General features: G+C 62.6%; 18 protein-coding genes. 10 read left to right on the top strand and 8 right to left on the bottom strand.

Annotated features, from left to right (window positions below):
- Positions 1 to 35: 35 nt before the first annotated feature.
- Both AADW18_RS11690 and AADW18_RS11685 read left to right on the top strand, forming a co-directional pair.
- Positions 36 to 1,460 (top strand): amidohydrolase, encoded by a 1,425-nt coding sequence (locus AADW18_RS11690; protein ID WP_337343561.1) that lies wholly within the window; start codon positions 36 to 38, stop codon positions 1,458 to 1,460.
- Between the two features lie 149 nt (positions 1,461 to 1,609).
- Complete coding sequence (locus AADW18_RS11685) at positions 1,610 to 2,863, top strand: amidohydrolase family protein (protein ID WP_337343560.1); 1,254 nt, start codon at positions 1,610 to 1,612, stop codon at positions 2,861 to 2,863.
- Between the two features lie 144 nt (positions 2,864 to 3,007).
- Here AADW18_RS11685 and AADW18_RS11680 read toward each other — a convergent pair whose 3' ends face one another.
- Entirely contained in the window at positions 3,008 to 4,717 is a 1,710-nt protein-coding gene (locus tag AADW18_RS11680; protein ID WP_337343559.1) for a diguanylate cyclase, read from the bottom strand.
- A gap of 258 nt (positions 4,718 to 4,975) precedes the next feature.
- On the opposite strand from AADW18_RS11680, the gene AADW18_RS11675 reads away from it, so the two are divergent.
- The 3 genes from AADW18_RS11675 (at position 4,976) to AADW18_RS11665 (ending at position 7,072) form a co-directional block, all read left to right on the top strand.
- On the top strand, positions 4,976 to 5,923 hold the full coding sequence (locus AADW18_RS11675; RefSeq protein WP_337343558.1) for a DegV family protein: 948 nt from the start codon (positions 4,976 to 4,978) through the stop codon (positions 5,921 to 5,923).
- A gap of 106 nt (positions 5,924 to 6,029) precedes the next feature.
- On the top strand, positions 6,030 to 6,374 hold the full coding sequence (locus AADW18_RS11670) for a hypothetical protein (RefSeq protein ID WP_337343557.1): 345 nt from the start codon (positions 6,030 to 6,032) through the stop codon (positions 6,372 to 6,374).
- Complete coding sequence (locus tag AADW18_RS11665; RefSeq protein ID WP_337343556.1) at positions 6,371 to 7,072, top strand: ATP-binding protein; 702 nt, start codon at positions 6,371 to 6,373, stop codon at positions 7,070 to 7,072. The genes AADW18_RS11670 and AADW18_RS11665 overlap by 4 nt, the downstream gene beginning before the upstream one ends.
- A gap of 153 nt (positions 7,073 to 7,225) precedes the next feature.
- On the opposite strand, the gene fghA is transcribed toward AADW18_RS11665, so the two are convergent.
- The 4 genes from fghA to AADW18_RS11645 form a co-directional block, all read right to left on the bottom strand.
- Positions 7,226 to 8,068: an S-formylglutathione hydrolase gene (gene fghA, locus AADW18_RS11660; RefSeq protein WP_337343555.1), complete on the bottom strand. Its 843-nt coding sequence runs from the start codon at positions 8,066 to 8,068 to the stop codon at positions 7,226 to 7,228.
- Between the two features lie 227 nt (positions 8,069 to 8,295).
- Positions 8,296 to 9,405 (bottom strand): S-(hydroxymethyl)glutathione dehydrogenase/class III alcohol dehydrogenase, encoded by a 1,110-nt coding sequence (locus AADW18_RS11655; protein WP_337343554.1) that lies wholly within the window; start codon positions 9,403 to 9,405, stop codon positions 8,296 to 8,298.
- 61 nt (positions 9,406 to 9,466) lie between these two features.
- The gene (gene frmR / locus AADW18_RS11650) at positions 9,467 to 9,742 is read right to left on the bottom strand and encodes a formaldehyde-responsive transcriptional repressor FrmR (protein ID WP_337343553.1); all 276 of its coding nucleotides are present in this window, start codon (positions 9,740 to 9,742) and stop codon (positions 9,467 to 9,469) included.
- Between the two features lie 153 nt (positions 9,743 to 9,895).
- The gene (locus AADW18_RS11645; RefSeq protein WP_337343552.1) at positions 9,896 to 10,771 is read right to left on the bottom strand and encodes a LysR substrate-binding domain-containing protein; all 876 of its coding nucleotides are present in this window, start codon (positions 10,769 to 10,771) and stop codon (positions 9,896 to 9,898) included.
- Positions 10,772 to 10,999: 228 nt separating this feature from the next.
- On the opposite strand from AADW18_RS11645, the gene AADW18_RS11640 reads away from it, so the two are divergent.
- Positions 11,000 to 14,191 carry a S41 family peptidase gene (locus AADW18_RS11640; RefSeq protein ID WP_337343551.1) on the top strand — a complete coding sequence of 1,064 codons (3,192 nt, stop codon included), beginning with the start codon at positions 11,000 to 11,002 and terminating at the stop codon, positions 14,189 to 14,191.
- A gap of 426 nt (positions 14,192 to 14,617) precedes the next feature.
- Here AADW18_RS11640 and AADW18_RS11635 read toward each other — a convergent pair whose 3' ends face one another.
- Both AADW18_RS11635 and yihA read right to left on the bottom strand, forming a co-directional pair.
- Positions 14,618 to 15,982, bottom strand: a complete 1,365-nt coding sequence (locus tag AADW18_RS11635) for a glutamate--cysteine ligase (RefSeq protein WP_337343550.1) — start codon at positions 15,980 to 15,982, stop codon at positions 14,618 to 14,620.
- Positions 15,983 to 16,206: 224 nt separating this feature from the next.
- The gene (gene yihA, locus AADW18_RS11630; RefSeq protein ID WP_337343549.1) at positions 16,207 to 16,839 is read right to left on the bottom strand and encodes a ribosome biogenesis GTP-binding protein YihA/YsxC; all 633 of its coding nucleotides are present in this window, start codon (positions 16,837 to 16,839) and stop codon (positions 16,207 to 16,209) included.
- A gap of 165 nt (positions 16,840 to 17,004) precedes the next feature.
- On the opposite strand from yihA, the gene AADW18_RS11625 reads away from it, so the two are divergent.
- The 4 genes from AADW18_RS11625 to AADW18_RS11610 all read left to right on the top strand — a co-directional run bounded on the left by AADW18_RS11625 (position 17,005) and on the right by AADW18_RS11610 (position 20,292).
- Entirely contained in the window at positions 17,005 to 17,796 is a 792-nt protein-coding gene (locus AADW18_RS11625; RefSeq protein ID WP_337343548.1) for a c-type cytochrome, read from the top strand.
- A gap of 112 nt (positions 17,797 to 17,908) precedes the next feature.
- The gene (locus tag AADW18_RS11620) at positions 17,909 to 18,565 is read left to right on the top strand and encodes a thiol:disulfide interchange protein DsbA/DsbL (RefSeq protein ID WP_337343547.1); all 657 of its coding nucleotides are present in this window, start codon (positions 17,909 to 17,911) and stop codon (positions 18,563 to 18,565) included.
- Positions 18,566 to 18,666: 101 nt separating this feature from the next.
- The gene (locus AADW18_RS11615) at positions 18,667 to 19,491 is read left to right on the top strand and encodes a thiol:disulfide interchange protein DsbA/DsbL (protein WP_337343546.1); all 825 of its coding nucleotides are present in this window, start codon (positions 18,667 to 18,669) and stop codon (positions 19,489 to 19,491) included.
- Positions 19,492 to 19,521: 30 nt separating this feature from the next.
- Positions 19,522 to 20,292 (top strand): endonuclease/exonuclease/phosphatase family protein, encoded by a 771-nt coding sequence (locus tag AADW18_RS11610; protein ID WP_337343545.1) that lies wholly within the window; start codon positions 19,522 to 19,524, stop codon positions 20,290 to 20,292.
- Between the two features lie 407 nt (positions 20,293 to 20,699).
- Here AADW18_RS11610 and AADW18_RS11605 read toward each other — a convergent pair whose 3' ends face one another.
- A complete protein-coding gene (locus AADW18_RS11605) occupies positions 20,700 to 23,558 on the bottom strand; it encodes a TonB-dependent receptor (RefSeq protein WP_337343544.1) in 2,859 nt (952 codons plus the stop codon).
- Positions 23,559 to 23,711: the final 153 nt, after the last annotated feature.

Raw genomic sequence — 23,711 nt, 5'->3', positions numbered from 1 at the left:
CGGTTAGGTTTCACCGACCTTCCTGGGGAAACTCCATGCGATCCATTCCGATGGCCGGCTTTGGTCTGGCTCTACTTTGCGCGGCGGCCGCTGTGTCGGCGGCAACTCCCACCTCCCGTTTCACTCAAGATCCCTATCCCAGTACGTATCGCGCCATCGCCTCCGGGCCGGTGCTGATCGAGCACGCCACCGTGCTGACCGGTACCGGCGAGCGGCTGGACGATGCCGACGTACTGCTGGAAAACGGCAAAGTCACGGCGGTCGGTCGCGGCCTGAATGCACCTGCCGATGCCACCCGCGTCGACGCCCACGGCAAATGGGTGACGCCCGGCATCATCGACGTGCACTCGCACCTGGGCGTCTATCCCAGCCCTGGCGTGCGTGCGCACGGCGACGGCAACGAGGCCACCGCACCGGTGACCGCGAATGTCTGGGCGGAGCATTCCATCTGGGCGCAGGACCCGGGCTTCCACACCGCGTTGGCCGGTGGCGTGACCTCCCTGCAGATCCTGCCGGGCTCGGCCAATCTGGTCGGCGGCCGCGGTGTGACGCTGAAGAACGTGCCCGGCAATACTTATCAGTCGATGAAGTTTCCCGGCGCGCCGTGGGGCGTGAAGATGGCCTGTGGCGAAAACCCCAAGCGCGTCTACGGCCAGAAGAGCGGCCCATCCACGCGCATGGGCAATGTGGCCGGTTATCGCGCGGCCTTTATCGATGCCAGCGAATACCTGAAGAAAAACGCAGCCAAACCCGAGAAGCAGAAGCGCAAGCGCTGGTGGGAGCGCGCCTCCGGCAATGGCAGCGAGGACAGCGAAGGCGACACCGGCGGCAAGCGCGACCTGAAGCTGGATACGCTGGCCGGCGCCATCAATGGCGAAATCCTGGTGCACATCCACTGCTACCGCGCCGATGAAATGGCGACGATGCTCGATCTGGCGAAGGAGTTCGGCTTCAAGGTGTCCGCGTTCCACCACGGCGTGGAGGCCTACAAGCTGGCCGACCGCCTGGCTGCCGAAGGCGTCTGCGGCGCGCTGTGGGCCGACTGGTGGGGCTTCAAGATGGAAGCCTTCGACGGCATCCAGGAGAACATCGCGTTGGTCGATCGGCCCGCCAACAGCTGCGCCATCGTGCATTCCGATTCCAGCGAAGGCATCCAGCGCTTGAACCAGGAAGCGGCGAAAGTCATCGCCAGCGCTCGGCGCGCCGGCATGGACATTCCACCGGAGCGCGCCATCCGCTGGTTGACCGCCAACGCCGCCAAATCGCTGGGCATCGCGGAGCGCACCGGCACGCTGGAGGCCGGCAAGATGGCCGACGTAGTGGTGTGGAACCAGGATCCTTTCAGCGTCTACGCCAAGGCGGAGCAGGTCTATATCGACGGCGCGCGCATCTACGACCGCAATGATCCTTCGCGGCAACCCAAATCCGACTTCATGCTGGGCCAGGAGGTGGCGCCATGAAGTTCATCCGCATTCTTACCGGCACTCATTTTGCTCATCATCCAAGTGCTCATCATCCCGGCGCAGGCCGGGACCCAGCGACTCTCGCTCAGAACTCCACATGTAATCACCTATCGCGAACAAGGCGCTGGGTCCCGGCGTCCGCCGGGATGACGGCAAAAGCGGTGGCGTTGGTGGTGTGCATGGTGGCCAGCAGCGCCTCCGCCCAGAACGTCCTGATCCGCAACGCCACCGTGCATACCGCGGGTGCCCAAGGCACGCTGAAGAACGCCGACGTGTTGGTGCGCAACGGTGTTATCCAGTCGGTCGGTAGCGGCCTGGTCGCGCCGGCGGGTGTCGAAACCATCGACGCTGCCGGCAAGCCGCTGACGCCGGCTTTGTTCGGTGGCATCACCGAAATCGGCATCGAGGAAATCTCGGGCGAATCGGCCACCAATGATGGCGCGCTGACACTGACCGACCAGCCGATGCGGCCGGAGTTCGACGTGACCCTGGCATACAACCCGGATTCGGTGCTGGTGCCGGTGGCGCGGGTGGAAGGTTTGGGCTTCACGCTGCTGGGCGCGACCACCGGCGGTTCTTTCATAGCAGGCCAAGGCGGCGTGGTGCGGCTGGATGGCAGTGCCGATCCCATCGGTCCACGTGCCCTCTTCATCCGCCTGGGCAGTAGCGCCATTGGGCTGAGCGGCAATTCGCGTGCCGCGCAATGGATGTTGCTGGATCAACTGGTAGCCGAAGCGCGTGGGCGGGTGCCCGCGGATTCGCCGCATGCGCTGTTGACACCCACCGGACGTGCGGTGCTGGCGCGTTATCTCGCCGGCCAGGGCCGTGTGGTGGTCGAAGTGAACCGCGCTGCCGACATTCGCCAGCTGTTGCGTTGGGCGCAGCGCGAAAAGCTGCGCATCGCCATCGCGGGTGGCGCGGAAGCCTGGCAGCTGGCGCCGCAGATCGCACAAGCGGACGTACCGGTGTTCGTGGATTCGCTGGCGGACCTGCCGGCCGACTTCGATCAGATCGGCGCCACCCTGGAGAATGCGGCACGCTTGCGCGCGGCGGGTGTGGCGGTCGGATTCGCCCAATCCAGCGACGCCTCGCACAACGCGCGCAAGATCCGGCAGTACGCCGGTGTGGCGGTCGCCAATGGCCTGCCTTGGGAAGACGGTTTGGCAGGCCTGACACGGGTCCCGGCGCAGGCGTTTGGCGTGGGCGACCGCCTGGGAACCATCGCGCCGGGCAAGCTCGCCGATCTGGTGCTGTGGTCCGGCGATCCACTGGATGTGGCGAACACCGCCCAGCAACTGTGGCTAAGCGGCCGCGCCATCCCGATGCGCTCGCGCCAGACCGAATTGCGTGACCGCTACATGCGCGAATCCGGCGCGCTTCCGCGGGCTTATACGCGGTAGTCCGTTTTTGTAGGAGCGGCGTCCCGCCGCGAGCTCTTCCCTCAACGCCAGCGAAAAAGCTCGCGCCGGGACGGCGCTCCTACAGGAAGGTTGCAGAACGTAGGTCGGCCCCGCGTAGCCGACCGCATGCAGTACAAAATCCGGCTAGCCGGAAGCGCCTTCGGGCGCTTCCGCCGCATAGCTGGGTACATCATGCAGAAGGCCCTGTGTGGCCACCTGATTTCCGCCCGCCCGCTTGGCTGCATACATGGCCTGATCCGCTCGGGCGATCAGACTGGCGACACTGTCCTCCGGCAGGCATTCCGCTACGCCGATACTGGCGGTGACACCCACCGGTATGTGTTCCACCACCGCGCATGAGCGCTCGATCTTGATCCGCACACGCTCAGCGATCTGCCTCGCGGCTTCCGCGTCCGCACCGGCGAGCACCAGCACGAATTCCTCGCCACCAAGCCGGCCCAACTGGTCGCCGTACTGGAATTCCTCGCTGACCGCGCGTGCCACCGCACGCAGGCAGGCATCGCCCAGCGCGTGACCATGGCGGTCATTGATCTTCTTGAAGAAATCCAGGTCGATGAACAGCAGCGACAGCGCGATGCCCTCGCGGCGCTTTTCCAGCACCGCCCAGTCCAGGCGATATTCGATGCCGCCGCGGTTCAACACACCCGTCAGCGCGTCACGCTCGGCGTGCTCCTTGGCGCTGTCGCGTTCGCGGCGGAAGGTCAGCATGCGGTCCGCCAGACCCAACGCCAGCACGACCGCGGTAAACGCCAGCACCAGCGGCAGGCCGTATTGCACCCAGTCGATGACCTGCGCACCCCGACTCAATTGCAATGCGCGCCAGGTAGTGATTACCAGCAGCGGTATCCAGGCGATCATCGCGTAAGCCGCGTGGCGACTGCCGCGCCGCCACGCTACCCCCAAGGCTGCGAGTGCCACCACATTGGTCAACAGGAAAACGCCGTTTGCCACGTCTGGAAACCATTCCTGGTTACGCGGCCAGGGCAACGCCAGCAGCAACAGCAGTACGCCGGGCAGATACAGCCCCAGGCTGCGCATCGCCACCGCCAGCCGCGGCACCTGCCTGCGCAGTCCCGCGTAGTCCAGCCACAAGGCCACCACCGACATGCTGGACAGCGTGGCGATGGTCCAAATGCCCGGCGCGCCAAGTATTGCCAACCAGCGCAATACCGGTACCGCATAGGCTTCGCCATAGGAGCACAGCACAAACAGCAATTGCAGCAGCATGCTGGCCGCATACAGCAGATAGACGCGGTCGCGCAGCATGGCCCAGAACAACAACACCGCCAGCGATACGCCTACCACCATGCCGACAGCGCACATCAGTATGCGGATGTGGATCAGGTCATCGGCGGCGTGCGCCGCACGCGATTGCACCGTGATATGCAAGGGATAGCGCGCACCTTCCACCTTCACATAGACAGGCCCATCGCCAGGCAGCGGAAACACCAACGCATGCCGCGAGTACTGCGGGTCGAGGTCGGCATCGAACAGACTTCGCGTGACGGGTCGGCCGCCCGGCGCCGTCAGCACCGTGATGCGCGCGCTATAGGGGTGATGGATCAGCAGGAGTGGTTCCGGCAGCGATTGCGTCGGTTCTATCCGCCATTCGCCGTTGCCAATTACGGTGGGTTCTTTTGATACACCCGTGTTGAGCAAACGCTTCTCGGAAGCGTCGAACCGGCGCTCGGAAAACAAACCGGCGTTCTGACTGGCGGGCTGCGCGGCTGTGAGGGGTTGTATCCGGTCGACGCGCACGGCGGCGCCTTCCCACGCCAACGCGGGTTGCAGCATCCCCAGCCACAACAGAATCGACCCCCACCCCAGTTTCATGTCGCTCCTTGCCCCTTGCGGAGTTTCTGTGGGTAGCGATGCTGCGACAAGCCTGGACAGGTCATTTTTGTGACTTGCGTCACATACTTTTAATGATTTTGTGCACAACAGCAATTCGACCTGGGACCCACATCCGATGTGCGCCAGTTCAGATAAAGGGTGACTGAGCGCACAGTCCCGTGCATCCTACGGGACGTATTGCCCACCAATGGGATACGTTTCGCCGAGTGAATGCGACGAATGCCGGGAGGGGCTGAGATGCGCATAGGGATAGTCGTCGACTCTGCGTGCGATCTGCCGCAGGAGTTTCTGCAACAGAACAACATCATCGTGCTGCCAATTACGGTCCGCATCGGCGAAGCCGTCTTGGCCGACCACCGTGACGAAGAGGCCACGCTGGGCTTTCTGCACGCACATGTGGCCGAACGCGGGCACGAAGCCGAAACCACTCCGTACACGGTCAACCAGATTCGCGACCTGTTCCTGGGACGATTGGTGATCGACTACGACCACGTCTTTTGCATGACGATCACCAAGACGCGCAGCCCGATCTACGACAACGCCATGCAGGCCAGCTTCGCCATCCTCAACGACTACAAGCCGGTGCGGCAGGCGGCAGGCCACAACTCTCCCTTCGCGCTGCGTGTGATCGATACCCAGAACCTGTTCGCGGCTCAGGGCATTACTGCGGTGGAAGCCGTACGCATGCGCGCGGCGGGCGCGACGGTGCAGCAAATCCGGGTCCGGCTGGAAGAACTTGCCACCCACACTCACGGCTACATGATCCCGCGCGACCTGTATTACCTGCGCGCCCGCGCCCGTACCAAGGGCGATCGCAGCGTAGGCCTGCTGAGCGCGGCATTGGGCAGCGCGCTGGATATCAAACCGGTACTGCACGGGTTCAATGGCAACACCGAGCCAGTCGCCAAGATCAAAGGTTTCGAGAACGCGGTGGAGCAGCTGTTCAAGTTCAGCGGCAATCGCGTCATGAGTGGATTGATGACGCCCACCGTCTGCCTGAGTTACGGCGGCGAGTTGTCGGAACTGCGCGCCCTGCCGGGTTACCAGCGCTTGCGTGATATCTGCACCAACAACAACGTGGAAGTGTACGAAAGCGTGATGAGCCTGACCGGCATGGTCAACGTGGGCAAGGGTGCGGTAGTGGTGGGTTTCGCGTCCGACCCGCACACCTTCAAGGCCGCATGACGGCGGCGCGACGCCCGTAGACGCATGGGACAGGCCGTCCCAAAAACGTTAACAAGGCTTTAGCGCGCCCTCGCTAATCTAGTCGCCTTACTGCGACGAGGGTGCCATGCCTGTCCGCTACTACATCAGCCTGCCCAATCCGGGCCGTGCTCGCGGCAGCGATGCCGCCTTCAGTTTCAGCGCCCATGGCGCCGAAGAATTCGCGACGCAGTTGCAAGGCGCCCTACGCAGCAACTCCTTGTTCGAGCGCTGGCGCAATGCGCAGGATGATCCGGATGAAGTGGACCCTGGGCTTGGCATTGTCGACCCAAGCGCCAACGTCAGCGGCCAACAGGACGATCTGCGCATTGTGCTGGTGGCCACTACTTCCATTCCCGGACTGGTACTGAAGCACCGATTGCGGCTGCTGGCCGGCGGCAGCTGGGAACTGCTGGACGTTTCCGCCGCTTGATTTCCGCATCCACCCCCGTGCTGCTGGCCTGGAGCGGCGGCAAAGATGCTGCTTGGACGCTGCACACGTTGCGCCAGCGCCGTGATGTGGAAGTCGTGGGTTTACTGACGACGTTCGCGGGCGACCGGGTCGCGATGCAGGGCATTCGCCGCGAAGTGCTGCATGCGCAGGCTGTGGCTGTCGGATTGGCGCTGATAGAGGCAGCCATTCCCAGCCCCTGCAGCAACGCCGACTACGAAACCGCAATGACACGCGTCCTGGATGACGCAAGATCGCGTTGGCCCACGCTACGCACGGCCGCGTTCGGCGATCTGTTCCTGGAAGACATCCGCACCTATCGCGAGAGCCAATGCGCTCGCATCGGCTGGCAGGTCGTCACGCCTCTGTTTGGTCGGGACACTGCCGCATTGGCGAGAGAAATGATCGCGGGCGGACTACGTGCGCGCGTTTGCTGCGTCGATACGCAGCAGCTGGATGGCCGCTTCGCCGGCCGCGAGTTCGATGAAGCACTGCTGCGCGACTTGCCACCGCACGTGGATCCTTGCGGGGAGAACGGCGAGTTCCATACCTGCGTCTATGCAGGACCGATGTTCTCCGAGCCATTGAGCCTGCGCGAAGGCGAGACCGTGCTGCGCGATGGGCGTTTTGCGTATACCGACTTTGTGCTGGTTCCTGAGGCTGCTGCAGGAGCGACGTGAGTCGCGAAAGGCATTTCAGACACGGATCAAGGCAGATCAAAGATCAAGGCAGATCAAAACGGATGGAAACATTCAAATGCTTTATTCGTTTTTATCCGCGTTGATCCGTGTCCAGAGCTTCTGCTTGCGCTTGTCGCGACTACGTCGCTCCTACTATTGAGGGCGGGCCAACGCCGCCGCATGATAAGCAATATGCTCGCCAATGAAACTGCTGATGAAGTAGTAGCTGTGGTCGTAGCCGGGCTGCATTCGCAGTTGCAGCGGATGACCGGATCTTTCGCAAGCTTCGCGCAGCAATTCCGGTTTTAACTGACTCGCCAGGAACTCGTCGGCATCACCTTGGTCGATCATCAGCGGCAGTCGCTCTTTGGCTTGCGCAATCAACGCGACGGCATCCCAAGCTTTCCAGGCGGAACGATCGTCACCGAGATAGGCCGCGAATGCTTTCTCTCCCCAAGGCACCTGTGAAGGCGAGACGATGGGCGAGAAGGCCGAAACACTGCGATAGCGTCCGGGATTCTTCAGTGCAGCGACCAGCGCCCCATGTCCGCCCATTGAATGGCCACTGATCGCACGCGCCTCAGTCACCGGAAAATGTGCTTCGATCAGCGCCGGCAGTTCGGATACCACGTAGTCGTACATGCGGTAATGGCCGGACCATGGCGATTGCGTGGCATTGAGATAGAAGCCGGCGCCTTTGCCCAGGTCGTAGCCTTCCGCATCGGCGACATCGTCGCCGCGCGGGCTGGTATCCGGCACCACCAGGATGACGCCGTGCTCGGCCGCATAACGCTGCGCGCCCGCCTTGGTGATGAAGTTCTGTTCGGTACACGTCAGGCCCGAGAGCCAATACAGCACGGGAAGCTTGCGCGATGCTGCCTGTGGCGGCAGGTAGACGGCGAAGTTCATGCTGCAGCCGAGCGTTTTCGATGCGTGCCGGTAGACGTCCTGCCAACCGCCGAAACAGGCGCGGTGTTCGATGCGTTCGAGTGTCATAAGTTGGTCCTGTTTTCCCTTCTCCGTCGGGAGAAGGTGGCGCGCAGCGACGGATGAGGGAATGTAATGTCCGCTTGCTGGGAAGTATGAGCAAGGAGACGGTTCTCTGTTTCATCATCTTTTATCCTCCCCGGCCCTGCGCAGCGCGCAGTGCGTTCAGACATGCACGAGCCAATGGCTCGTAAGCCGCCTGTCTTCACCCCAGTGGGAGAAGGAAAACCGAACGCTTAGTAATGAATCACCGTCCGGATCGATTTGCCTTCATGCATCAGGTCGAAAGCCTCGTTGATCTGTTCCAGCGGCAGATTGTGGGTAATGAAGGGATCGAGATCGATCTCGCCTTTCATCGCCTGCTCCACCATGCCCGGTAGCTGCGTGCGGCCCTTGACGCCGCCGAATGCCGAACCGCGCCAGACACGACCGGTAACCAGCTGGAATGGACGCGTGCGGATTTCCTGGCCCGCGCCCGCCACGCCGATGATGACACTCTCGCCCCAACCCTTGTGGCAGCACTCCAACGCCGCGCGCATCACCTCGACATTACCGATGCACTCGAAACTGAAATCCACACCGCCTTCAGTGAGTTCGACGATCACATCCTGTATCGGCTTGTCGTAGTCCTTCGGATTGATACAGTCGGTGGCGCCCATCTGCCGGGCCAACGCGAACTTGCCCGGATTGGTATCGACCGCGACGATGCGGCCGGCCTTGGCTTGCACCGCACCCTGGATCACCGCCAGACCGATACCGCCCAAACCAAATACCGCCACGCTGTCGCCCGCCTTTACCTTGGCGGTGTTGTGCACGGCACCGATGCCGGTGGTGACGCCGCAGCCCAGCAGGCAGACTTTCTCGAGCGGCGCGTCTTGGTTCACGACCGCCAGCGAAATCTCGGGGACTACCGTGTACTCGCTGAAAGTACTGCAGCCCATGTAGTGATAGATCGGCTTGCCTTGGTAGGAGAAACGCGTGGTGCCGTCCGGCATCAGGCCCTTGCCTTGAGTGGCGCGCACGGCCTGGCAGAGATTGGTTTTGCCGGACAGGCAGAATTTGCACTTGCGGCATTCGGCCGTGTACAGCGGGATGACGTGGTCACCGGGCTTGACGCTGGTTACACCTTCGCCGACTTCAACGACGATGCCGCCGCCTTCATGACCGAGCACGGCGGGAAAAATGCCTTCCGGATCATCGCCGCTCAGCGTGAAGGCATCGGTATGACAGACACCAGTCGCGGTGATCTTGACCAGAACTTCCCCAGCCCGGGGCGGCTCGACATCGATCTCAACGATTTCCAGTGGCTTGCCGGCTTCGAAAGCAACGGCGGCACGACTCTTCATTTCTGTTTTCTCCCTGCAACAAAGTTCAAGAAAGCAAAGCGGAACGAGCACCGCCGATGCGTTATTTCAAATAGGAACGAACCAAAGCCGCCATTTCCTTCACCCGGGCCTGCCGCTGGGCGTTGGAGCGTGCTGCCTGGCCGAATTCCTCGCGGATATGGGCCTCCATCACTTCCGACATCAACCCATTCACCGCGCCACGGATGGCCGCTATCTGCTGCAGCACCGCACCGCATTCGGTGCCGGCCTCCAGCGCGCGCTCCAACGCTTCCGCCTGCCCCCTGATGCGGCGAACGCGGGCCAGTACGCGCTTCTTTTCCTGGGGTGTGTGGGGCATGCGAGGTGCTCGTCCTATACTGGGGGATAGTATAGCTGCCGGTGCATCAGCGCGCGTTGCGGGATTCCCTGATCCAGCACGGATCCTCCGGCTCCTCCTCGGAATTGCCGGCTGGGATACGGGTCCTGCGGAACCGTTTCGCTCATGGCAACGCTAGCCAAGCTCGGAAGACATTCGTTCCACCAAGCGCAATAGCGCCGGCCGATCCTCATCGGCGCGGATGACGATCCAATGGCTGGCTTTGTTGTGGATGACATGGTCGTTGAGTTGCACCAGCCGCCCGGAAGCGAGCGCTGAAGCTGCGAGCGGCGCACGCAATAGAGCGATGCCGAGACCGGCCTCGGCGGCAGCCAGCACAAGGTCGTAATCCTCGAAGCGCCGATCGCGCGCGCGTGGACGATAGCGTTGTCCGCAACTCTGCAGCCAGGCACGCCACTGCGTGGTATCCGAGTCATGCAGCAGCGGCTCCTGGGCGATCCGCTCGGCTGATGCCCGTGGGCCGAGACGTCGCGCGATGTCTGCCGCCGCCACCGGAAATAGCGTTTCGCGCAGGAGAAGACGCGTGCTCAGCCCCGGCCAAGCGCCTGCGCCGTAGCGGATCGCCAGGTCCGCCTCGCGGCCTTGCAAGTTGGCCAGGCGATGCTCGACCAACAGCTCGATGCGCAGCTCGGGCGGCGTGCCTTGCAGCGCGCGGAGCCGTGGTAGCAACCACAGCTTGGCGAACGAAGGCACCACACTGATCCGCACGGTTTCCAACTCGCGCGGCGGCCGCCAGTGCTCGGCCGACTGACTGATCGTTGCCAGCGCCTGCTCGACTTCCCGCGCGAAACGCTGACCGGCGGGCGTGGCGCGCACGCCGCGCGCATGGCGTTCGAACAGCGGCGTGCCCAGCCAGCGCTCAACCGATTGGATGCGGCGGCTAACCGCGCCGTGAGTGAGACCGAGTTCGTCGGCGGCAGCGGTGAAGGAGCCGGCGCGGATCGCGGCGAGCACGGCAGTCAGGCCATCGAGTGGCGGCAAGGTGGTCATGCTGTGAGTCTATCGCACAGCTGCGCGGCGAACGGTGTTCTAGCTGGACGGCTGGATTCCGCCCACGATGACGGTCCTCGCCATTCCCACGACGTTTCCATGCGCCTACCCGCGACTGCCACCACTGGATCAGCAAGCGCTTACCACTGTCGGCTGCCCTCCGCCCGGCAGCGGTTCGGGGCGCTGCTTTCGATGTGCGTGCTTTTGATATGTGTTCTTTTGATATGCGTGTTCGGGAGCTTCGCCGCGCACGCCGCCGACACGCGTCTGTTGCGTTTCCCCGACATCTGCGGCGACCGCGTGGCGTTCGTGCAGGCCGGGGATCTGCACATCGTCGCAGCCTCCGGCGGCATCGCCAGGCGGCTGACGTCGCACCAAGGCCAGGAGCTTTACCCGAAGTTTTCCCCCGATTGCCGCCGGATCGCGTTCTCGGCGGAATACGACGGCACGCGGCAAGTGTTCGTGATGCCGGCCGATGGTGGCGAGCCGCAGCAACTCACCTGGTACAACGATGCCGGCCCGCTGCCACCTCGTGGCGGTACCGACTACCGCGCGCTCGACTGGGCGCCGGATGCGCAGCACGTGCTGGTGCTGGCCAACCGCACCCCGCATGGCAACCGCAACGCTCGACCGTATCTGGTGCCGGTTGCGGGTGGCATGGAGCGACCATTGCCGATGCCGGAGTCCGGCGGCGGCATGCTGTCGCCGGACGGCATGCAGTATGTCTACACGCCGATCGACCGTGATTTCCGCAGTTGGAAGCGCTATCGCGGCGGACGCGCGCCGGACGTGTGGATCTACGATCTGGGGCACGGCACCGCGCGGCGGCTCACCGATCATCGCGCCAGTGACGCCCAGCCGATGTGGCTCCACGACGCCGTGTACTTCGCCTCCGATCGCGGTGGAATCGTGAACCTCTACCAGTTGCCCGTCGAAGGCGGCGAGCCCGAGCAGGTCACCCATTTCGACACCATGGATGTGCTCTGGCCGAGCGCGGGCCGGGACGCGATTGTTTTCGAACGCGATGGCTGGCTCTGGCGATTCGATCCGGCAAGCCGGCAGGCGACGCGCATCCGGATCCAGGTTCCTGATGCGTTCCGCCACGCGGCCGCAATCTCGAAGCCGGTGGCGAAGCACGTCGAATCATTCGCGCTGGACGCGCATGGCGAACATGTCGTGTTCGGTGCGCGCGGCGACGTCCTGGACCTGCAAACCGCAAGTGGCATGGTCGAAAACCTGACCATCACCGCGACCGCACGCGAGCATGGTGTGGCGCTTTCGCCCAATGGGCGACACATCGCCTATCTCTCCGATGCGAGCGGTGAATACGAACTCTACGTACGTTCACTAGTCGACCGCACCGTGAGGCAACTGACCCTGGGCGGTAATGTATGGCGCTTCATGCCGACCTGGTCGCCGGACGGAAAATGGCTTGCCTACGCCGACCATTCGCGTCGCCTGCACATTGTCGAAGTCGCCACAGGCCGGCGTCGCGAAGTGGATCGCGACGACTTCGCCGATCTGACCGATCACGCTTGGTCGCCCGACGGTCGTTGGTTGGCGTACACACGGCGCAATGCCGCACGGCTGGATCAGGTCTGGCTGTATTCGGTCGAAGACGGCTCACGGCATGCCGCCACCGAACCGACCACCAGCGCATTCGGCCCGGCTTTCGATCCGGAGGGACGATGGCTGTACGTACTCTCCAAGCGCGACATACGGCTGACCATGAGCGCTTACGAAGAGAATTTCGTGCCGACGGCCGCCACCCGCGTGTACGCGATCGGGCTGACCGTCGACGCACCGGCTTGGATGAATGCGAAAGTCGCGCCTGTTGCACGCGTTCGGATTGCCCGAGAATTTCAAATCGATCCCGCCGGGATGACCGATCGCGTGCAGGCACTTCCAGTGACGTCCGGCGACTACCGGACGTTGCGTGCGACCAGCGAAGCTTTGTACTTCCTCTCGGGAAGCGAAGAAGATGCCGAGGCCGGCGCGCCGACCCTGCGTATGATCGACATCGGCGCCCCGCAGGACGCGATCGTCACCGAACGCATCGGTGGTTATGCGCTTTCCGGAGACGGTCGTCGCGCGCTGGTGCGCCGCGACGATGCATTTGCGCTGATTGCGGCGCGGCCGCAGCAGGACTTCTCCTCCTCCACGCTCGATCTTTCAAGGCTCAATATCCTGTTGCAGCCGCGCGGAGAGTGGCGCCAATCCTTCGACGATTCGTGGCGCATCATGCGCGACTGGTTCTATGATCCCGACATGCACGGCGGCATGGCGCGCTGGCGTGCGTTGCGAACGAATTATGCACCTTGGGCAGAACAGATCGCACATCGGACGGATCTCGATTACGTACTGCACCAGCTCGTCGGCGAACTCAACGCCAGCCATCTCTACGTCGAGTCAGGCGACCAGCCCGAGGTTCCGCGACGCGATGGCGGCTTACTCGGCGCAGAGATCACGGCCGATCTCTCCGGCTACTTTCGTATCGCACGTATTTTTCCTAGCGAACCTTGGCATGAGGGCACTCGATCGCCGCTGGCAGGGCTGGCGAACGACGGAGACTACGTTCTCTCCATCGACGGCGTAGACACCCGCGCCGTCTCGAATATCTACCAGCTGCTGCAGGGCAAGGGCGGCGAGCATGTCCGCCTGCGCATCAATGCGAAGCCCAGCGAAGTCGGTGCACGCGATGTGACGCTACGGACCATCACTTCGGAACATGGTCTACGCAAGCTTGCGTGGGTGCGCGAACGGCGTGCGCTGGTCGACCGATTGTCCGATGGACGCATCGGCTACATCCACGTCGCCAACACGGGCGCATCCGGTTACGGCGCGTTGCTGTTGGGGATACAAGCCTATGGCGACAAGGAAGCTTTGATCATCGACAACCGTTACAACGGCGGCGGCCTGGTGCCCGACCGCATGATCGAGCTCCTCGCACGGCAACCCATGAAGCACTGGCGACGCCGCGACCAGCCCCTGCAGTCCACGCCTCAGCTTGCCCATGTCGGACCGAAGACGATGTTGATCAATGGCCATTCGGCATCCGGTGGCGACACATTTGCCCACTATTTCCGACAGCTTGGACTAGGTCCATTGGTCGGCACTCGTACGTGGGGCGGAACCATCGCGGTCGACGGCAATCCCAAGCTTGCCGATGGTGGCGAAGTGCAGGTAGCCAGTGCCCGCAGCCTTGGCCTGGATGGGCGTTGGGTGATCGAGAACGAAGGCGTGGTACCGGATGTCGAGGCAATCGATCGACCGGACATGCTGGCGGCCGGTCGCGATCCAAGCATCGAGGCAGCGGTATCCCTGCTGCTGGAGGCGCTGAGTAAATCCGAAGACGACGGCGTGGCCATTGATACTCGGCTGTTGAATTCATCCGCGACCGAACAGCAGCAACCGCGCTAGATGGAATCGCGACGATCGCTGTACCAGTTCCTTGCCGCTGCAAGGCCTTTGACAGCGCAGGGACTACAATGGCTCGCCCACGAACAGCTGCATAAGCCGGAGATCGGCCGCAGTAGCCGCAAGGCAGAGCCGCCACGCGAACGTAGTCCTTGGTCTGAGCGACTAGGAACTCCGCGCACTTCTCGCAGACATAACCATCGAGACCGGAAGCGGTGGGCCCGCCGACGTCGAAATCCGTGTCCAGCGTGACCGGAAAGCCAGCGGCAACAATGGAGGAATGCCATGCTGCCGGTGTAGGCATGTTGCTGCGTTGCAGGTAGACAACCAAGTCGTACGACATGGATCCCCCTGAGCCCTGAGGTGTGAAGTAGTAGCACTGACGCTCGGAATCCCGCCAAGCAGGAGTTCGATGCGGCAACCAAAAATTCAGTAAGCAAACTCGCGGAAAACGCGGTCGATGTCGCCGTTCCATTCGCCATGGAACAATTTGAGCTTGCGCTCGGCCGGCGTTTCGTTGGCTTCGACGATCTCGACCAGTGCGTCCAGGAATCCGCTTTCGTCCACGCCTTTGCTGTTGACGCGAGCGCGCCGCTGCAATCCCCCGATCGCGATCTTCACTGCTTCCGCAGCCAGATCGCGGACGGTGCCATTGCGGAAGGGCAGTCGTAACGCCTGCCGCGGCACGCCGTCGCGCAAGGCGTGGCGTTCTTCTCGTGAGAAATCCTTGACCAGGTCCCACGCGGCGTCCAACGCGGCATCGTCATACAACAAACCTACCCAGAACGCCGGCAGTGCGCAGAGGCGATTCCACGGGCCGCCGTCGGCACCGCGCATTTCCAGGAATTTTTTCATGCGGACTTCCGGGAATGCGGTGGTCATGTGATCGGACCAGTCGCGTAGCGTCGGCAATGCGCCTGGCAGAACCGGCAGTTCGCCTTTGAGGAAATCACGGAAGCTCTGCCCGCTGGCGTCGTGATAGATGCCATCGCGATAGCTGAAATACATCGGCACATCGAGCAGGTAGTCGACATAGCGTTCGTAGCCAAAGCCGTCTTCGAACACGAAGTCCAGCATGCCGGTGCGGTCCGGATCCGTGTCGGTCCAGATATGCGAGCGATAGCTCTGATAACCGTTGGGCTTGCCTTCGGTGAAAGGCGAATCGGCGAACAGGGCCGTCGCTATGGGCTGCAGTGCCAACGACACGCGGAACTTCTTGATCATGTCCGCTTCGGTGGCGTAATCCAGATTGACCTGCACGGTGCATGTGCGCGTCATCATGTCCAAGCCCAGCTTGCCGACCTTGGGCATGTAGCTTTTCATGATCTGGTAACGGCCCTTGGGCATCCACGGCATGTCTTCGCGGCGCCACTTGGGTTGAAAGCCCATGCCCAGAAAACCGAGCTGCAACTCATCGGCAACGGCTTTCATTTCCTTCAGGTGGGTACCGACTTCCTTGCAGGTCTGATGGATGTCCTCCACCGCCGCACCGGAAAGCTCCAATTGGCCCGCCGGTTCCAGCGTGACCGATGCGCCTTCTTTATATAGCGCGATGACGCGATTGTTCTCTTCGACCGCTTCCCAACCGAAACGCGTCAGCCCTTTCAGCAACGCCTCGATGCCACGTTCGCCGTCGAAAGTGGGAGGACGCAGGTCATCCAGCTGGAAGCCGAATTTCTCGTGCTCGGTACCAATGCGCCAATCGGATTCCGGCTTTTCGCCAGAGGCGATGTATTCCACCAATTGCGCGCGTTGGGTGATCGGCGTATCGGCGACGTGGCTGGGGCTCGACAAGGGCTGGCTCGCGCAGTGAGTGGGTAGACCGATGTGGGGATGGCTCGCCCCCACCGCAAGATCGGCACTATAGCCGCTTGGCCGCGCGCCATCGTTGCCGCCAAAAGGCTGCTGTATTCCATGGACAGCCATCTGGTGGCCGCCACTCGGCGGGCTTGAGCCCGCCTTATGAAAGGGCGAACAACTTGTTTTTGCTGGTCACGACGTAATTTTTCGGACCTTGCCTATGTGTTGCTGTCGGCGGCTGCGGTCTTTGGTGTCAGCTCCAGCCAATCCGCCACCACTTTCCGCGCTTCTTCCACGCCCTGCTTGGATTCGGCGGAGAACGTCTGGAGGCTGACGGTGTCGCCGAACGCCGAGAACAATTCCTTCTTCACCGCCTGCATGGTGTTGCCCTGCTGGCCGCGGCCCAGCTTGTCGGCCTTGGTCAGCAGCGCATGCGCGGGCAGGCCGCGCTTGACGGCGTAGGTGAGCATCTGGCGGTCGTAGTCTTTCAGCGGGTGGCGGATATCCATCACCACCACCAGGCCTCTCAATGCCTCGCGGGTGCGGAAGTACTGATCGAGGAAGGCTTGCCAGTGCGCCTGCAGGTCGTGGGGCACCTTGGCGTAGCCGTAGCCGGGCAGGTCCACCAGGTAGCGTTCGGGCCGCACTTCAAAGAAGACCAGCTGCTGGGTACGGCCGGGCGTCTTCGACACACGTGCCAGCGCGTTGTGATTGGCCAGGGCATTCAGGGCACTGGATTTGCCGGCATTGGAACGGCCGGCGAAGGCGACTTCGTGCCCACCGTCGGCCGGCAACTGCCGAGTGTTGTGGGCCGAAAGCAGGTAATGCGCGCTATTGAGGAGGTTCGACATCCCACTAGGATGGCACGCTCAGCGCCATGGCGGGCCGCTTTGCGACGGCTGTGGGCCTGCCGTCGGCGGTCTTCAATTGACCCCATGGGCCCCTGGCGACCATAATTCGCGGGTTTCGCGGCTGCCATTCGGTGCCGCTTTGTCATTGGTTCACGGAGCTCTAGCATGCGCCACGCTCGCGTTATGGGACTCGCCGGACTGGCCATCGTGGCTGTCGGTGCGGTCGCATTTGCACAAACCACCGTCGTTCCGGTGCCGGATAACGCGCCGGTGGAATCCGCGCCGCTGGATACCGATCTGACCAAGACCACCTGGGGCGACGCCAAGGCCGGCCAGACCAAGGCCGCTGCCTGCGCCGCCTGTCACGGCGCGGACGGCAATCCGTCCGATCCGCAGTACCCGCGCATTGCCGGCCAGAGCGAACGCTATATGGCTCACCAGCTGGCCCTGTTCGCCTCGGGCGAGCGCAATACCGGGATGGCCGCTGTGATGGCGCCGTTCGCGAAGACCCTGAGCGCGCAGGACATGCGCGACGTGGGCGCCTATTTCGCCACTCAGAAGGCCGGCGCGGGGCTGTCCGACGACAGCGTGATCGCCGATGGTCCCTACAAGGGCATGAAGTTCTACGAAGTGGGCCAAAAGCTCTATCGCGGCGGCGACGCTTCCCGCGGCGTGCCGGCCTGCCTGGCCTGCCACGGTCCGGCGGGTGCCGGCAACCCCGGCCCGGCCTATCCGCATGTTGGTGGCCAGATGCAGGACTACACCGTGCGCCGCCTGCAGGAATACCGGGCGGGTACGACCACTCAGAAAGATCCCGCGCTCTTCCACATCATGGCCCAGGTTGCCGCTCCGCTGAGCGACCAGGAAATCCAGGCACTGGCCAGTTATCTGCAGGGTCTGCACGACCGAGCCGATGACGAGGCGGTCGCCAAGGCTGGCAACGCCAAGAAAGGTTGAGCGAGCGGGCGGCGGAACTTACACCGTCACGTAAGGTCCTAGCCCTGGCTCCTGTTCATTACGCCGGCCCGATCATGGCCGGCGTTTCTTTTTTTGTTCCTGGAGAAATCACATGAAATCCCGCCTGCTTCTGCTGTTGCTCGCTCTGCTGCCAGCGATTGCTGGCGCCGCCCCGGCCGCCGCTCCGGCACCGGTCGAAGGAAAGGATTACGTCGTCATTCCCGATGGCAAGCCGTTCGCGCCGCTCAACGGCAAAGTGGAGGTGGTGGAAGTCTTCGGCTACACCTGCATCCATTGCGCTCATCTGGAGCCCATCATCAGTGCGTGGAAGCGCAAACAGCCTTCGTATGTCCGCCTTACTCCGGTGCCGGCGGCCTTCGGCGGCTATTGGATTCCCTACGCGCGCGCCTACTACGCCGCTGAGGTGTTGGGTGTCCTGGGCAAGACGCACGCCGATATGTTCAAGGCCTTGCACGAACGCAGCGCCCTGCCCATCCAGAACGCCACGCCGGATGAGATTGCCAGCTTCTACGCTGGCTACGGCGTGGACAGCAAGAAGTTCGTCGATACGCTGAACGGCGCGGCCGTGGACCAGCGCCTGGAACGCGCCCGCGCTTTTGTCACGGCTGCAGGTGTCGAAGGCACGCCCAGCATCATCATCAACGGCAAGTACCGGGTGACTGGCGGTGGCAACTACGACGGCATGCTGCGCATCGCGGATCAACTGATCGCGCGGGAACGTAGCCGCGGCGGCAACGCCGGCAAGTGAACCCCGTCATGGCGCCACATCGGTCCCCCATGCAGAATCCAATCCTCGGCCACGACGGCTTGCCGGTCGCGGCACCTTCCCTCTCCTTTGGAGTTCGAACGATGAAATACCGTGCCTTACTGACGATGCTGGTCCTGCTGCCGTTGATGGCGGCCTGCGGCGGAAAGAATGACGGATCCGAAAACGTGTCCGCGCCGTCGGCCGAAACGGCACCGGCGACTGAAGGCACCGCGGCCACGACGGCGGACACCGCCGCTCCCGCGGCTGCTGCTGGCGACACTGCCGCGCAGGGCACTCCCGCCGACGGCGCGGCACCCACTGCTTCCGCCCCGGTCGTACCGCCTGAAGGCCCGGCGCCGGTACTCGGCAAGGATTACGTGGAAATCCCCAACGGTCAGCCGTATGCGCCCTTGAACGGCAAGATCGAGGTGGTGGAGGTGTTCGGTTACGTCTGTCCGGCCTGCGCTCGTTTCGCTCCCGACGTCGCCGCCTGGAAGAAGAAGCTGCCGGCCGACGTCCGCCTGACCTACGTGCCCGTGGCCTTCGCCCCCGCATGGATGCCGTACGCCAAGGCGTTCTACGCGGCCGAAAGCAAGGGCCTGGTGGAAAAGACCCACGATGCCGTATTCACCAAGATCCATTTGGAACGCAGTTTGCCTGGAGAAGGCCAACCAGCTGATCCGGCCAAAGTAGCTGCCTTCTACGCTGGCTATGGCGTCGATGAAAAAGAATTCCTGGCACTGATGAACAGCTTCGGCGTCGATGCCCAGGTCAACCGGGCCAAGCAGTTCGCCATGAAGACCGGTGTCGAAGGCACGCCCTCCATCATCGTGAACGGCAAATACCGCGTGACGGGCGGCAACAGCTACGCCGATGTGCTGCGCATCGCCGATCACCTGATTGCCATGGAGCGCGCGGCCAAGTAAAGGGGCGCCCCTTTCCTCCCTCGCCTTGCGATGACCACGACGCCCGACCAGCGACGCCTGCGGCTGCTCAGCGCCAATATCCAGGCTGGCTCCAGTACCCGTCGCTACAGCGACTACGTGACCCGCAGCTGGTCGCATGCGCTGCCCACGGGCAACAAGCGCGGCAGTCTGGACGTCATCGCACAGCTGGCCGGCGAGCACGACATCGTCGGCCTGCAGGAAGCCGACCCCGGCAGCCTGCGCTCGGGCTTCACCAACCAGACTCATTATCTGGCCGAGCGCGCCGGCTTCGATTACTGGAGCCACCAGCCCAATCGCAGCGTCGGGCGCGTGGCTTCCAGCGCCAATGGCCTGCTGAGCAAACTCGAACCGGTGGAAGTCGCCGACCATTCACTGCCCGGCCGCATCAGCGGCCGCGGCGTTTTACTGGCGCGCTTCGGTGATGGCCGCGAAGGCTTGACCGTGGCGGTGGCGCATCTCTCCCTGGGTGCGACCTCACGCCGCGCGCAGCTGGCCTTCATTGCAGAACTACTATCGGATCATCCCCATGCGGTCCTGATGGGCGATTTCAACTGCATGCCCGATACGCCGGAAATGGAAGTGCTGTACAAGCGCACGCGCCTGCAGCCGCCTAAGATCAACATTCCCACGTTTCCCAGCTGGCGCCCGCAGCGCGCCATCGACCACATCCTGGTCAGTGCCGATCTAGGCATCGATGGAACACGCGCCTTACCGGCCGCCAATTCCGATCATTTGGCGCTCGCGTTGAGTATCGACGTTCCGGCGGCCGCGTTGCGTTGATGCCTGACGCGTCCACGCTCCGCGATGGCATCGAGTCAGTGATAGTGAAGCGGTCGCAACGGCAAGTGATAGCGACTAGCCGCTCGCCTGAAGGCGCTACTCGTGTAGAGCGGAGCTTGCTCCACTGCTTTTGATTCTGCATTTCACACTTCATGAGCACGGACCGAAGAGCAGCCGAGCAAGCTCGGCTCTACAAACGCGCGGATCATTTCTTTGCGGGAGTGGTGGTGGCATGCCACCGCGGTAAGTCGCGACCGGAATCATCAACGTCGCGACTTACGTCGCTCCCACAAAGACGGTTGACGATCAACACGGAGGTCTCAGAAAAATTTGGTGGCGACTTGCACGCCGACCCCAAGAAAAAGCCGGCCATCAGGCCGGCTTTTTCTCTACTGCATTAACTTATTTCAAAACCGCAGATTCGCCCGCACATAGAAGAAGCGGCCACCCGGAATATCGTAGGTGGAGGCTTCATAGCCATTGAGCGAACATGAGGTGCACACCGGGGGATCTTCCTCAAACAGGTTGTTCACGCCTGCGGTGAGTTGCAGACCTTTCAACCAGTCGAATTCGTATCCCAATTGCACATCGTGGTAGGTCGTCGCGGCCAAGGTGTTGCTGGTCGGCGTATCGCAGAACTCGGCCGGATCCGCGGCCAGGCAGGCTTCCTCCATCTCGGAGAGATGGCGAATGCTCCAGGCGGCGTTCCAGTTACCGAGTTTCCAGTCCAGCGTGGCGGTGGACGTCCACTCCGGAATGGCACTGTCGTTGACGACGACGCCCGGGCCCTGGGCTTGTAGTTGTCCGCTGGCATCGCGCGCTTCGTAACGGGTCACGAAGGTGTTCTGCCAGCTCAGCTTGAAGCGGCCCGCATTGGTTTCCGGCAGCGTCCAGAACACGTCCGCATCCCAGCCGTCGGTCTTGATAGAACCCAGGTTGACGAGGAAATTCTCGAAGGTGTCGATCTCGCCCGAAGCCAAACGGTTGATGCCGGTGCAGTACTGCGGCGACTGTGTGGTGGCGCACAGGTCAAGCTGCGTTTGCGCGCCGATGGCCTGGATGGCGCCTTCCAGGTCGTGCCGGTAGAACGTCACCTCGAAGTCCAGCTTGTCCGACCAACTTGTGTCCGCAGCGAACGACGGGCTGAAGACGAATCCGGTGCTGAAGCTACGCACGCGCTCCGGCTGCAGCTCCGGATTGCCGCCGGTCAAGACCGGAACCTGCGGGTCGTTCTGGCGTGCACCGGCGGGAACACCCGGGCAGGCGATCGGCGCGGTCGAACCCGGAGGTGCACTGGGTGGCACGAGGCACGGATCGATCAACAACGCGTCGAAGCGGCTTTGCGAGCCGTACAGTTCACCGATGGACGGTGCGCGGAAACCTTCCGCATAGGTGGCGCGCAACACCAGGTCTTCAGCCACCTGCCAACGCAAGCCGTACTTCGGCGTGAATTCGCCGCCAAAGGTCGAATAATCGGAATAGCGCCCAGCCAGGCTCAGGTCGAGCTTCCCGCTGCCGCCTTCCTGCGCAAACAACGGCACGTTCAACTCCACATAAACTTCATTGACGTCGTAGCTGCCGGAGGTGGGACCCGACGGCACGCCGTTGTATTCGCCGGCCACAGTTTGCGGATCTGGGTTGTAGCTACCTTCGTACTTACGGTATTCGTAGCCGGTCGCGAATTCGACATCGCCGGCCCAGGTGGGGAACAAACTGCCACTGAGGTTGGCGGTGAACTGCGACAGCTCTTGCTCGCTGCGGTCGCGAAACAGCGGGCTGATATAGGCGAGCATCTCAGGCGTCATGGTGTTGAAGCCAAAAATGTCCAGCGGCGTGCAGCCCGGCGTTGCCGCGCACACAGCCGGGTCACCCAATGCAATGGAGATATTGCGCGCGTTGTAGCTGCCGCGGTTGGTCTGATCAGCCTCGTTCTTGCTGTAGGCCGCATTGACGTCCCAATAGAACTGACGCTCGCCTCCGAACGAACCTTCCAGTCCGGCCGCGAAATACTGCGTGTCCACTTGCTGTTCGAAGATGCGCGGTCCGCCTTCGGAGGGGCGACGGCGGATGGTTCCGATGTTCCCGCCCTCGCCGCCTACGAGATCGAAACCAAACGGATTGTAGGGATGGTTGGCGGGAATGAAGACGTTCGCGGTATAGGCGGTACCGGCGCCCGGGCCGAGATCGATCGGTTCCGGCGCAGCCTGATTGGTGGACTCGCGCCGATTGAACAGCGCCTTGACGTAGAACTCGGTCTGCTCAGTGAATTGGAAGCGGTACTGGCCGTATACGCCCATGCGCTCGGAAGGCGTGATCAGAAGATTGAAGGGTGCGTAGTTGTACGCATCGTTGGCGAAATCGAAACAGTGGAAACCGTCGGTACGCGGCGTGCCCGATTCGCAGTCCGGCAGGTTGGGCGTATAGGTCGGGTTGGTCAGGCCCGCGTTGGTGGTCAGGTCGTACTCGTTTCCGTTGGGATCAGTGAAAGCGAAGCGTCCACCGGGAATGCGCGAACTGCCGCCCTGGATTGGAATGGCCGAGATCCTGCGATCGGACGAACGGACTTCATCCTGTTTGGTGTAGCTCAAGCTCAGGAACAAATTGCTGCGATCGGTAGTGGTGCCCCAGGCAATGTCGGCACCAGATATCTGACCGTCGCCCTTGTCGTATTGCCCGTAGTTGAGTGTGACCTGGCCGCCCTCGAAGTTGCGGCGAGTGATGATGTTCACGACACCGGCAATCGCGTCGGAACCGTACAGCGAGGAAGCGCCATCCTCCAGGACCTCGATACGCTCCACCAGCGCAAGCGGGATGGTGTTGAGGTCCACCGCCGCGCTGACGCCAGATGCCGAAGATTCATTGACCCAACGCATGCCGTCCACCAGTACCAGCACGCGTTTTGGTCCCAGGTTCCGCAGGTCTACTTGCGCCGAACCCGCACCCACGCCGTCGCCATTTGGGGAGAAGCCGAAATTGCCCGACGAATTGAACTTGGTGTTGAGCGCCGAACCCGAACCGGTCAGCTCCTGCAGGATCTCGCCGATCGAGGTCATGCCTGTGCGGTCGATGTCTTCGCGGCTCAGCGTCTGGACAGGCACACGCCCCTCGATTTCAGAGCGCTTGATGCGGCTACCCGTGACGGTGACGGCATCGAGCGTCGTGGGGTCCGGCGGTGTGTCCTGCCCCAAGGCGATGCTGGGCAAAGCAAGCAAAAGACTGCAATGAATGGCGAGCGCCATCCGCGATTTCCGTAGCTTCAACTTCATCTCTCTCTCCTGGTGGGTGAAATGGTTGGCCACCGACGCTGGTCCTTCCGGTGACCGAACTAAGAGTTGTAAACAAAATGTAAAGAGATGGCGTGATGATTAGCTGAATGTAGTAGTGATTTCGCTTCAATTCACTATCTTGGCCCGACAGAC

Origin of the sequence: Pseudoxanthomonas sp. CCNWLY206-1, assembly GCF_039710385.1 — a bacterium.
In the GTDB taxonomy this organism is placed as follows: Bacteria; Pseudomonadota; Gammaproteobacteria; order Xanthomonadales; family Xanthomonadaceae; genus Pseudoxanthomonas_A.
The sequence above is the reverse complement of the archived record's forward strand: the minus strand, read 5'-3'. Positions and strand labels throughout refer to the sequence as shown.